This window comes from Levilactobacillus yonginensis, from assembly GCF_003946265.1.
Taxonomy (GTDB): Bacteria; Bacillota; Bacilli; order Lactobacillales; family Lactobacillaceae; genus Levilactobacillus; species Levilactobacillus yonginensis.
Genome location: NZ_RHNO01000035.1, coordinates 1 through 12,562, shown reverse-complemented (window position 1 = coordinate 12,562; position 12,562 = coordinate 1). Strand labels below are relative to the sequence as shown.

Below are 12,562 nucleotides of genomic sequence, written 5' to 3'. Positions count from 1 at the left end.
TGCTAACTATCATAAGGGAGAGGCTTTCCCTTTTCAATTGCTTATTTTTCTATTTACACATAATTATTTAAACACTCCTTTGGGAGGATTGGGCTGGGCGATGTAGTCTGCAAAAGATTCATCTGGACTTACAGTTAAACCATTCTGGGCAAGGCTAGTCATTTGGGCCGCGATTACGCGAGAATCGTCTCCTTCGTTATCATAAGCACCGACGAACGGGAATTTGAAGTTATCTCCAGTTATGTCCGCTGATGAATAGAGCTGAGGGACAAGGACGCCTTGTTTTTTGACAAACCAAGGCGTATGGGTCGTCTGGCCTTGTTCGTCGGTAATTCGATCGTAGGGTGCTTGAATCGAATCGAATTTATAAGTAACGGTGTCTTGAGGATCAGATGTTGCAGTGGTGCCCGGCTCAGTCGTTGCCGCTTGAGCCAGCGTTGGTGTGACGATACCACCCAGTAAACTTAATGTAAGGCCGGCTAGGACGATCCGACGAACTAATTTTGACATTTCATCACCTCATGAATTTAATCTAAGTATATGCTCAGTTTAGCACAGCTTGATGTCAAACATGAAACCGCTTTTAAAAAAATCCCAGGTCAAGACATTGACGTCTTGACCTGGGATTTATTGAAAAGTTGAAATTATTTAAGCGGTTTGACAAAGTGGGCAATGGCAGTGATATAACCACTGGCAATCACACCAACGACTAGCATCAGTCACTGGTTACTAGGGACAGAACCCTGGGGACCGCTTCTCAGGCCCCAGGTCTGTCCCACCAGGTGGCCGTCCCTAGTAACCAGTGACGAACAACTTACTGAGTTTTAGCGTGATGGCGGGTGAGGATGCCAGCAATGATTTGGGCAAGTGTTTGCCGCTTCAGCTGAGCCTCCGCTACCCGCTGCACCTCATCGTAGGCCTCCCGCAACGTATCCTGAATGTTCGCCCCCACCACACACTTGGGGTTGGTCTTATCATCCACGTGCAATAGGTTACCGTCCTCTTCGACAGCCCGGTAAACATCTAGCAACGTGATTGCCGTCGCATCCCTAGTCAATTTAGGGGTCGCCGAGCCCTGCTGGGTGGTCAGCAGGCCTGCTCTGCGCAACGCCCCCATCAGCCGTCGGACCAGTGCCGGATTCGATTCCACACTGGCCGCAATGGTCGCACTAGACAAATCACCATCCTGATAAATCGCAACGTAAGCTAAAATATGAATCGCATCGCTAAGTTTATGCGAATAGCGCATCCGATCCCTCCTTCACTCTCTTCAGGACACATAATACCAATCTGATATTACTTTGCAAGCTCCTGGGCTAAGAAGTCTGGCAACGTCTGTGCTGGCCGGCCCATGATCGTCTTGAAATCATCGGTCACCGTTGCTAGCAAGCCTTGCGCACCACCAGCGTACATCGACGCCAGCATGTGCCCCTCGTTGCCCTGGTCGTACATTTTTTCAAATTCAGACAAAGTGACTGGCGCGTAGCCAATCGGTTGACCCGATACATTTTGTAGGACTTGGGCCAACGCTGGCATGGTGTAGGAGCGTTCCTGGGTCAACGTGTACATTGGTTGCGTCCACAGCTCTGGACGCACGGCCACTTCAGCAAACACCGCCGCACTTTCCTCAAGACTGATAAAACTCAGCGAGGCGTCACCCATCGGATAAATCACGTTCTTGCGTTCAATCAATTCTGGCAGATAGGGTACCAGTGGGTCGGCGTACAGGGCGTTGCGCAAAATCGTGTAGCTCAGGTCAGAAGACGCCAACCGCCGGGGAACGTACCCATAAAAGGCGGACAGATCAAACGGATTCGTGGCCTGATCGGCAATGAAGCCCATGACAATGAGATGCCCCACTTGGGCCTGCTCAGCTGCAGCAATCACGTGTTCAAACTCCGTGACCCGGCTAAAACTATCGTGACTCTTGCTAGGGACATAAATAGCTACATCCGCGGCAGCCAAGCTAGCAACGATACTCCCCTGATCACCATAATCTAACGGGAGGACCGTCATCCCCTGATCAGCAAAACTAGCGGCCTTGGCTGGCGTGTGGACACCCAGCGTAATGTCAGTGGCAGCAACGCGTTGCGCTAATTGTTGGACGATTTGTGACCCCAGGTGACCTGTGGCGCCAGTAACGACAAATTTCATAGTAAAGACTCCTTCTGTATTTGATGTTACTTTATATGTTACATCAGCTATCCAAAAAGTCAACGAAAGCGACTTTTTACTTATTAATCCATCCGTTGGGACCGTTCTCGCTGATACTGTAGCCGAATCTGCTTGGGCAACGATCCGTACATCTCCTGAAACATCTCCCGCGCGGTCCGGCGGTTAGTCAGGCCATGCTTATCCATTAACACGTCCACCGGCGTATCCGTGTCGATCAGATCCCGATACAGGTTGTTCAACCGAATCAGATAGACGTAACGCCCTAGCGTGACCCCCGTCTGGGCCTTAAATAAGCGAGAGAGATAGCTGGCATTATAGCCAAATTGGTGGGCCACCGCTTTGACGCTTAATTTGTCTCGATAGTGCTCGTTGACGTAAATGACGATGGACTTCAGGCTACTTGAGCTCTCCGTCAAAGGGTCATCTGGATCGGTGAAGTTCAGGATCAACGTCTTTAACATGGTGAGCACCGTGATTCCCGTATCAATGAGGTACCCCCGTTGCCGCTCCTGATTGATTTGATTTAACCGTTTAAAGGCTGCCACGACCTCCTGGTAAGCTGGCGTGGCCTCCAACCCCACCGTCGAAAAATTCAGCCGTTCCGGGTGAGCAACGTACCGTTCAATGAAGCGTAACGGAATCTGCAGGACCAGCGAGCGGTTCGGCGTGTTGGTCACGTCATGGATGACCCCAGACGACACGATAGAAAATTGGTTGGCCCGAATCACGTGGGCCTGACCGTCGAATTGAAAGGTCAGTTGGCCCGCTAACACACAGACCAACTCAATACTACTGTGCCAGTGGAACGGGACGTAACCGCTCGTCGCCACGTTGGATTCGTAGAACCGAATCCCAATATCTAAATTTGAAACCACGTTCTCATGATGTTGCCGGGTCATCTGACTCATCCTCTCCAAAAAAGTGACAATCATTACCTACTCGCCGCCAATAATCGACAACATAGTAAAACATCGTTGACTTGTATCCGCTTTCAAAGTATTCTGAATTCAGCAATTAGTTCTCGAAAACAACTAACTTAAAATTCTGATATGACGGTTTATAAGTAACCTAATTTTAACAAATGGAGCGTGAAAATACTATGTCACGAATTCAAAATCCAATTATTCCCGGAATGGCCCCCGACCCTTCAATCATTCGGGTGGGTGCAGATTATTACATTGCCACCTCGACCTTCCACTGGACACCCGCTGTTCAAATCTTTCACTCAACTAACCTAGCCAACTGGCAGCTCATTGGTTACGCCTTGAACCACGGCGAAGTCGACCTGCGCGGAACCAACACGCCCGCTGGCATCTGGGCCCCCCACTTATCTTACGACACACGGACCAAGAAGTTCTGGCTAGCCTACTCGCACATGCAAAACATGGTTGGCCGTGAATTCAACTCGGATTCCTTTGCCGTCTCAGCCGATAGCATCACTGGCCCTTGGTCCAAACCCGTCTACCTGACGTCGATTGGGTTTGACCCGGCCGTCTTCCACGACGATGATGGCAAGCACTACGCCGCCATCCTGGAATGGGAGACCCGGACCGGCTACCAGGCACCTGGCCACATTGTCATCGCTGAGGTCGACCTAGAAAACGGCGGTATCATTGGTGACTGGCACCGCGTCACCACGGGCTTTACCACCCGCGGCTGTGCCGAAGCCCCACAACTTTACAAACACAACGGTTACTACTACCTGTTGATTGCGGCGGGCGGCACGGGTTACGGTCACGGCGTTGAGATTGGCCGTTCCAAGACGGTCTTTGGCCCCTACGAACCCAACCCAACCGGCGAACCCATCATCACCTCATCCCCACACCACCTGTTCTCCCTGGGCGACCCGGACGCCGGGCACTTCGAAATGTTTAACCCGAACTCCCTGATGCAAAAGGCAGGGCACGGCTCCCTCGTCCACACGCAAACGGACGAATGGTACGTCGCCCACCTGATGTCCCGACCACTGCCTGGTCAGAAGAAGAACCCACTGGGCCGCGAGACTTCCCTGCAAAAGATGCAGTGGAACGCGGACGGTTGGCTGGAAATGGCCGACGGCAGCAATTTAGCCAAGATGTCCTTCGCAGGCTTAAAGGACGTTCCGACGACCCAGTCAAGCACCAAATTTGATATTAACGACGATTTTACTGGCGACACCTACGACGTGCGGTTCATGACGCCGTACAGAACGCAAGCTTCCAGCTGGGTCAACACCACCGAAAATCCGGGTCACCTGCGGATTCACGGCCACAACTCATTCTTCTCACAGGTCAATCCTAGCATCATGGCAACCCGGGCCACCTCACTCGACTACACGGTCCAGACCAAGCTCACCTTCCACCCCGACCACTATTCAGAAACGGCCGGACTGGGACTCTACTATGACTCCAACAACTGGCTGTACGCCCGTCTGTGCCAGGATGATACCGAAGACCACACCGTCTTGCGCGTCCTACAAGCGAAATTAGGCGACCGCGTCGATCACCTCTTCGATGAGGTCACGGTGCCCAACGATACCGCTGAAATCCGCCTAGACTACCACCAAGGAATTGCTCAAATTTCCTACCGATTAACCGACGCAGCCGATTGGCAGCCATTAGGCGACAGCTTTGACGTCACTTACTTGTCCGATGAAGGCGTCAATGGGGCGCCCGGCGAAATCGGTGGCTTCACGGCCCTGTTCAACTTCATCGGTGCCGTCGACGCCCATCAACTGCAATCATTTGCTGACTTTGACTACTACACTGTCAGAAACAATTAAGAAAGAGGCATTCAGTTATGAATAAAACGACAATCTCTCTCAAACGCCTGATTCCGGGGTTAATCATCGGCCCGGCCAGTTGGCTTGGTCCCTACATCGTCATGAACAGTCTGTTCCTACCAGCGTTGATTCAAAACTTCAATGCCGCCCACAAGGTTGAATTAGTTGCCCTGTTTTCAACCTGCGGAATGATCGTTGCGGCACTGTCCAACATGATTGCCGGCGCCCTGTCGGATAAAACGAAATCACGGTTCGGGAAGCGGGCCCCTTGGTTACTGGGTGGTGCCTTCGTCTTCATGCTAGCCATGATTGCGGCCTCCTTCTCACCAAACATTCCAGTACTTTTAGCGGCCTGGATGGTCGGTCAAGCGGCCCTCAACTTCATCGTCGCTCCCATGGTGGCCTGGATTGACTTCGCCCCTAAGGATGGCCGGGGAACGGCTTCCTCCGCTTACGGTGGATTAGGAATGGCCTTGGGAAACAATGGGTTCAACGTGATTGGTGCCATGTTCCTCAGCCAGTATCGCCTCGGCTTCATTATCTTTGGGATCATTACGTTTATCGGGGTCGCCATTGCGACCTTCATCGTCCATGAACCTTCTAACTTAGACGAAGAGATCGAGGAAAAAGCGCCCAAGCCAAAATTAACGCTGAAGGATGCCGCTTCGATCTTCCCCCGCTGGTCGATTGGCCGGGACTACTACATGGCCCTGATTGCCAAGCTGTTCCAAGGGGTCGGTAACTTTGCCATCACCGGCTACATTCTCTACATTATGACCGACTTCCTTCACCGGGGCAGCCAAACCCAATCATCCATTCAATTGATCAACCTGATTATGTTGATTTTCGGGGTCTTCATGGGCTTCGTTGCCGGACCCGTTTCCGACAAGTTTAAGATTCTGAAGCTCCCCGTTGGGTTCTCCACGCTATTTCTGGCCCTAGCAGCCCTGATGCTGTTCTTCTTCCGCGACACGTTTGGGATCATCACCTACGCCTTCGCTGCCGGGATTGGAATGGGGATGTGGAACTCCCTGGATAACTTATTGAACCTGGAAGTTATCCCTGATCAAAACCGGGTCGCCTTCTTCCTGGGGGTCTACAACCTGGGGAACACGATTACCCAAGCGATTGCCCCCGTCCTCGCGGCGGCCGTGATCTCCCTCTTCGGGTACTCCGGTATCTTCATCGTTTCCTTCGTCTTCTCCCTGATTGGTGGGGTCTTGATTCTAGGAATCAAGTCAGTGAAACGGTAAGTAATTAACTTAAAAAAGAGTCTTGATAAGGTCATTCGTTTGGTTATACCTGCCAAGTGAATGACCTTTTGCCTTTCCGGTTGCCACAGTATTTTGTTGTCACAACTGTCTGTTATCAGCGAAATCATCATGAGGGGAATCACCTCCAGTCAGCGATAATCACCTTACATCACAATCAAGGTCGGAGGAGGTCAGGGATGTAGCCGGCCGTGAAAGTGGTGTTTGCTGGAGACCTTCGCGCTTACAGCACGGGCAACTTTGGAGACACGGGTTCTTCGTGGCTTCAAGGCGGGCGAGGAGATTGGCGCTTTGGCTGAAGCGACCCCACAGCAGGCGGAATTCCTGACCTCCGGAGTGCAACCAATTTCGCAGTATCAATGCTGGTTACATTTGATTTGCCAACACATTGACGGCTAACTCAGTTATCGTTAAACTTATCTACATGCTAAATTGGTAGGGAGACGAATGCACACATGGAATGGGTTACGTTAGTTGTCATTGGATTTTTAGTTGGGTTGCTGGTAATTTCTACCGGTGGCGGTGGAGCGGCCATTTACCTGGGTATCCTGACCAGTGTCTTTGGCCTCGCCCCGGCTGTGGCCGCTTCGACCTCGCTGGTGACGGCCTTTCCATCCCTGATTGTCGGTGCGTACGGCCACTACCGAACCGGTCAGATTCACTTCAAGGTCGGTAATCAAATGCTGATAACGGCGGTTCCCGCCACGGTGGTGGGCGCCCTGATTGCGCCCTACATTCCTAACCGCCCCTACACTTGGATTGTGGCAATCATTCTAACCGGACTGGGTGTCCAGATCCTGGTCAAACGGTTTCTCAGTCATAACGACCGACCGGCTAAACATCAGAGCGCCCAAGCTGCCATGTACGGCGTGATCAGCGGTATTTTAGTCGGTGTCGCTGGTTTAAGCGGCGGTGGACCCATTATTGCCGGACTATTGGTTCTGGGCTTAGATATGCTCCCAGCGGCTGCCACGTCGTCCTACGTTTTAGTGGGCACTTCCCTAATCGGCCTGATTTTTCACCTTTCTGCTAACAATATCGACTGGTCGATTGGTCTCAGCCTGATGATCGGTGCAGTGGTCGGGGCATTCTGTGCACCGCGACTGTTAGCCCACGTCAATCCGACTAAGCTCAACGATTACGCCAAACCATTCATTGGTATCATGCTGCTGTTTATGGGTGTGCGGATGGTCTTACCATTGTTCTGAAATTAATCATTTTTACCGGTGAGTAGCTGTGATGGTTGCTCACTTTTTTATTGTCCTTTTGTGCCTCTTATATCCCCGTCTAATTGCTGCCTCCGGTCGTCAGGGTGGGGACAGCTGTGGGGAACGCCTGCGGCCTGAAGAGCGGTCATCCGGCTCGGATTGAAACCGCACTAAACCCGTGCGTTTCCAAGCTCGTCCCGTGCTGTAGACTCGATAACCCCCGAGTCAACACCACTGTCACAGCCGACCCCCACCCTGACAACCTCCGGCTACATTGAATTCGTTGGTACACTGGTTAAAGGCCAAAACCAAACAATATCTAACGGACGATTTCACAACCATAATTGATATAGAAGTATCCGCTCACATTAGATACTTTTGGATTACTCTTACATTAGCTAAAAATCACGCAAAGCCTGATCACTCTCACTAGTGAATTTCCTACAGAATTCAACTTCAGCATAAGACACCAGCAAAAGCTAACCACAAACCACAGTCTTATTCAATCATGTATCGTAGCCGCAGGTTTCCAGGAGTGGTGCCGGCTGTGTCGATGGTGTTAAGCTGGGCGCTTGGTTCTTCCCAGCTTTACAGCATGGGGCGAGCTTGGAGACACGTTGGGTTTTACGTGGCTTCAAGTCGAGGCGGGAGACCGCTCTTTGGCTCACGCCGGCCCCCACAGCTGGTACCACTCCTGGAAGCCGGAGGCGGCCAACGCAATAAAAGGCGTGAACACTCAGAAAAGTGTTCACGCCTTTTGTATTAATTAAAAAATAGTTTAGTTGCGACGTTTGCGCCGAACAACCGCGGTCCCCAGCAAACTCGTTGCCAGTGCTAGCCCTAAGACTTGGGCCCAGTTACCCTTAACTTCGCCAGTTTGTGGCAAACCATCGGCCAATCCTAACGCTGCCAAAATCTGTTGCCGAACGGATTCCAGTTGGGCAACCAACGCTGTGTTGCCTTCGGCCCGTGCCTTAGCAATCGCTGCGTCGACCCGGTTCAGAAGCGCTTCTTCAGCGGCCGTATTGCCCTCTTGTTCGAAGTCAATCAGGTCGTCCTCAAACTCTTCCGCCATGTCTTCGGTGTACTCTGGGTGTTCATGCTCGTAAGACAGATCTTCGTCGCCACCGTTGGCCTCTTCACCAGGTTCACCCGGTGTTTCAACATCGGGCTTCTCAACGTCTGGTGTTTCTGTATCAGGAACTTCAATCCCAGGAATTTCAGGATCGGGTCCGTCAATGTTACCATCGCCTTCATCCGTGTCCTCGTCTTCCTCTGAATTATCCTGCAGGTCCCACCGGTGGGTTTCAGCCTTAACGATCACCTTGTCCGCAATGATGTTCCCATCAATGTTTTGGTTGGCGATAACCGTTGCGGATGGAGCTAAGATACTGCCTTGGAATGGCGCGTTGATGTTGATATCACCGGTAAACTGTTTGTCGCTAGCGGTGCTGTCATAGAAGTTCCACAACAGATGGTTATCTCCAAAGTGTTCCGTTTCTTGGTTATCCCGGTCGCTACCGTCACTGTATTGAATCTTGATCTGGGAGTTCACCGTGTAGTCTTCAGCACCACCGGTATCCACGTTGATGATGATTGTGGTCCCGGTATCCTCAGGAGACAGGCCTTTGATGGTCAATGGCGTGTTTCCGGCCAAAACATCTGGCGACAGGTTGATGACGATGCGGTTATCAGCATCTGGCTTCAAGTCACTGACATCGATCACCCGGTTATTTTGGTCTGCAAAGTCACTAGACGTGTAGCTCGCAGAACTCTTCCGGTTGGCCAGTGACTCGTTGACCTGCTTCAATTTGGCAAATTCTTCATCAAAATCAATATAGGTCTGCCCCATCTGGTCTTGATAAACTTCGGATGCCAGTAGGTGGTCAATGTAAGTTCCATTGACCATTGGCCGGTTAGGATTGCTGACGTCAATTTCCACGCCCTGACCAAAGATAACCTTGTTGACCCGAGTATCCCCGGCAGAAACGAAGGAACTGCCAGCAATGTTGGTGATGTTTTGTATGTAAGAAATATCTTTGTCCAACAGTTCTTCAATGATGTTCGTTCCAAAGTTGACGTTCCCAATCAGGTTTTGAACGGCAACGTTCCCGTTGGTGTGGGTGTTTAACTCGGCTTCGCGAGCAAATATGTGGAATTGTGAAGAGACTCCCAGGATGTTATTCAAGTCGGGATAGTCATCGTAAACACTCCCACCGGCTTGGATACCCTCGGCACCTGTTGGCGTCAACGCCGTCGTAACCGTCGTTTGGTTGGCAATTTTAGCCAACGCCTTAGTTAAGGCTGCCCGAGCTTTGGCTGCCGCAGCAGCTTTGGCAGCAGCTGTCTGTGTACTAGTACTGTTCGTCGTAGGTGCGGTTGTGGTCGTTGATTGATTCGTAGGTGCCTTAGCGACCGGCGCCGATTTCAGCAAACTAGCACGAGACTTCTTCATCTGGTTGTTAGTTACTTGTGAGCCATCTTGCTTAGAAACATTAACTTTATCTTGATCAGAATTAGACGTCTTCTCCCGGTCCGTCCCCTTATCTGAGTCGCTCTTTTGCTGATTGTCTGCCAGTTCTGAACCGGCTTTACTCTGATCCTGGCTAGACTGGTCCTTGTCTCCAGCAGGATCCCCGTTAGATTCACCAACCACCTTCGATGAGCCATCTGCAGCGGCTGGCTGGGTATCGGCCTGAGCCGTTACCGTGGCGCCAGCACCTAAAGCTAGAATCGTGGCGCAAGCAAAGACCCACTTACGGCCTGCCTTATACATCTTAAAATGCGTCCGTTTCATTTCCATATCGAATTATCCCTACCTTTCGCATTAAACTCCGTCTTCATTTTCTCTCTCTCACGGGGAACATTCAACATCAAATGGAAATTATTTTGCTTAAAAACTACTCAACGACACGGTAGTTTACCACGATGACGAATGTGGCTAGAAAAGATGAAGCACTTTGTCATGATTTTCCAGTTTCATCAACCAAGTTTCACTATAATTTCAACAATTGGCCAGCCACCAGACAGCCTTTCAGTATGACGTGAAAACCAACCATTTCTAGGAAACAAACTCACACTTAAAGCTTCTATTGATTTGGTCAAGAACTGATTGCCGTAACCGTCAGCCAAACTGACAGGCACTCCCACTTAAAATAGCGGACACAATTTATATCGGTGACGTTAGGACAGGTAGAATCTGGCCTGAACTCAAAGACTAACCCATAAAATTAGCACTGATTTTCTACTAAGAATCGACCACCAATCAAAGGAAGTATCACCACCAGTTGACCAGACCATTTATGAAGACATCCCCCTTCTTTTCAGCACCGAGCATAGCGTAGCCGCAGGCAGCCAGGGATGGTACCCACTGTGTCGACGGTGTTGGTTGGCGTTTTAGCCAGCCTACAGCGTGGGACGAGCTTGGAGACGTGGTGCCCCATCCACGGCTTCAAGTCGAGGTAAAAGACCGAACCACAGGCTTTTACCGGTCCCCAAAGTGCGGTACCATCCCTGGCTGCCGGAGGCGGCAATCATAGCCACCTAATACAAAAAAAGGGTGGGAATAATCTCCCACCCTCAAACACAAGTTAAATTTAGTTACGACGCTTGTTCTTAAAGCCTGCCAAGCCGAGACTGCCAACCAATACGGCCAAACCAGCGGCGACAACACCAGCAACGGATTTGTCACCGGTTTGTGGCAACGTGGTCTTCGCAGCAGCCTTAGCAGCTGGTTGCTCACCTGACTTAGGAGTAGCTGCTAAGTTAACCTTAGCGGCCGCTGCACCCTTTTGGACACTAGCAGCAGTTGCCGTAGCAGCTGATTGGCCGCCCTTGTTAACGACCGCAGCTGCACCACCGGTAGCTTCCGTGACAACTGGCGCTTTGGGGTCTTTAATTGGGTTATCTGTAACGATCGTAGCACCATCACCGCCGTTAGCCAGCTTGTTGTAGCTGAAGGTAACCGTTGACCCATTAGCTGAGTACGTACCACTAGCAACACCGGAACCTAATACCTGGTAGCCGTTAATTTTATCAGCGGAAACGTTGTACGTATCGCCGACGTTCCCAGTCTGAACGTGTTGACTGATAACCTTGCCATCTTGGTCAACGTTGACGATGGTAACCGTCCCCGTCGTTGTTCCAGGCGTTGGATCGACCGGGTTAACTGGGTCCACCGGCGTCACCGGTTTGACCGTCTTGTCGTTCGTCAACTGGAAGGTAACGTAAGCGGAATAGTTCGAACCGGCAGGGCCGTTAACCACGATGGTGTAGTAGCCATCCCGCGTGTTGGCGTTGGCAACCAATTGGTCACCCTTGATGGTCACGTCGCTGGCGGCGTCATCCATGCTGGCCAGATCCGTTTGTGAAGTTGGCGCCGTTGTCGAGTAGTTAACGGAAGCGATGGTCCCCTTCAATAATGGGTCGATGACGTTAGTTGAATCTAGCTTAAACCCAATACCTGCACCCGTTACTGGATTGAAAGTGTAATTCCCATTATAAACCGTGACCGGTTGACCAGTAAGCGTTTGATCCTGAGATTCGTACGTTTGTTGCGCAGTTGGCACGATTCCCACTGTGAGATGGTTGTTCCAGGAACTAAGTTGATTGTTGCCCATGCTTGGCGCTACGACGTCCCCACTAAAGTTGTTGTACGCAATGTTGACATCCGCGTTAATTTTAGCAACGTTCTCCATGCCACCACTTAACTGGTTATATGCCAGAACTAAGATATCTAGTTTTGGCAAGTAACTGTAATCTGGAATATCGCCAGTCAACTTGTTGTTCCACAGATTCAAGCTTTGCAAATTTAGATTGTTATGCAGATCTGGTAACTGACCCACCAAGCCTACACCGTCAAGTGACAGAAAGCCTAAATTAGGATTCTTGTCAAAGCGACTCTGGATAAATTGATCTGGCGTCATGTTCCAGTTAGCTGGGGCATCATCTGGGTAGACCAATTGAAAGCCCGTCAAGTTTGGTGCAAACGAGAAGTTAGGAATCGTTGCCGGGTCAACGTCAGCATTCTCCAAATCAACGTTAGTTAAACCCGTAAAGTACTGTAAACCGTGCTATAGTCCCCTTAAGGTTGACAGATGAAAAACTATAATTCATCTGTTAACTTTAAGGGGATTTTTCTATGCCTA

10 protein-coding genes are annotated in these 12,562 nt (G+C 50.8%); 4 read left to right on the top strand and 6 right to left on the bottom strand.

Annotated features, from left to right (window positions below; genetic code table 11):
* Positions 1-63: 63 nt before the first annotated feature.
* The 4 genes from EKM87_RS11635 to EKM87_RS11620 form a co-directional block, all read right to left on the bottom strand.
* The gene (locus EKM87_RS11635; protein ID WP_125684904.1) at positions 64-510 is read right to left on the bottom strand and encodes a hypothetical protein; all 447 of its coding nucleotides are present in this window, start codon (positions 508-510) and stop codon (positions 64-66) included.
* A 304-nt stretch (positions 511-814) separates the two neighbouring features.
* Positions 815-1,249 carry an Rrf2 family transcriptional regulator gene (locus EKM87_RS11630; protein WP_125684902.1) on the bottom strand — a complete coding sequence of 145 codons (435 nt, stop codon included), beginning with the start codon at positions 1,247-1,249 and terminating at the stop codon, positions 815-817.
* A 47-nt stretch (positions 1,250-1,296) separates the two neighbouring features.
* The gene (locus tag EKM87_RS11625) at positions 1,297-2,154 is read right to left on the bottom strand and encodes an NAD(P)H-binding protein (RefSeq protein ID WP_125684900.1); all 858 of its coding nucleotides are present in this window, start codon (positions 2,152-2,154) and stop codon (positions 1,297-1,299) included.
* An 83-nt stretch (positions 2,155-2,237) separates the two neighbouring features.
* Positions 2,238-3,083: an AraC family transcriptional regulator gene (locus EKM87_RS11620; RefSeq protein ID WP_225428447.1), complete on the bottom strand. Its 846-nt coding sequence runs from the start codon at positions 3,081-3,083 to the stop codon at positions 2,238-2,240.
* A 191-nt stretch (positions 3,084-3,274) separates the two neighbouring features.
* On the opposite strand from EKM87_RS11620, the gene EKM87_RS11615 reads away from it, so the two are divergent.
* The 4 genes from EKM87_RS11615 to EKM87_RS11600 all read left to right on the top strand — a co-directional run bounded on the left by EKM87_RS11615 (position 3,275) and on the right by EKM87_RS11600 (position 7,415).
* Positions 3,275-4,936: a family 43 glycosylhydrolase gene (locus tag EKM87_RS11615; protein ID WP_125684898.1), complete on the top strand. Its 1,662-nt coding sequence runs from the start codon at positions 3,275-3,277 to the stop codon at positions 4,934-4,936.
* A gap of 17 nt (positions 4,937-4,953) precedes the next feature.
* Positions 4,954-6,189, top strand: a complete 1,236-nt coding sequence (locus EKM87_RS11610; RefSeq protein ID WP_125684896.1) for an MFS transporter — start codon at positions 4,954-4,956, stop codon at positions 6,187-6,189.
* Positions 6,190-6,411: 222 nt separating this feature from the next.
* Positions 6,412-6,606: a hypothetical protein gene (locus tag EKM87_RS11605; protein ID WP_125684894.1), complete on the top strand. Its 195-nt coding sequence runs from the start codon at positions 6,412-6,414 to the stop codon at positions 6,604-6,606.
* A gap of 56 nt (positions 6,607-6,662) precedes the next feature.
* Positions 6,663-7,415 carry a sulfite exporter TauE/SafE family protein gene (locus EKM87_RS11600; protein ID WP_125684892.1) on the top strand — a complete coding sequence of 251 codons (753 nt, stop codon included), beginning with the start codon at positions 6,663-6,665 and terminating at the stop codon, positions 7,413-7,415.
* A gap of 778 nt (positions 7,416-8,193) precedes the next feature.
* Here EKM87_RS11600 and EKM87_RS11595 read toward each other — a convergent pair.
* Together EKM87_RS11595 and EKM87_RS11590 are read right to left on the bottom strand one after the other, a co-directional pair.
* On the bottom strand, positions 8,194-10,218 hold the full coding sequence (locus EKM87_RS11595) for a collagen-binding domain-containing protein (RefSeq protein ID WP_125684890.1): 2,025 nt from the start codon (positions 10,216-10,218) through the stop codon (positions 8,194-8,196).
* Positions 10,219-11,011: 793 nt separating this feature from the next.
* A complete protein-coding gene (locus tag EKM87_RS11590) occupies positions 11,012-12,448 on the bottom strand; it encodes a MucBP domain-containing protein (RefSeq protein WP_125684888.1) in 1,437 nt (478 codons plus the stop codon).
* Positions 12,449-12,562 lie beyond the last annotated feature (114 nt).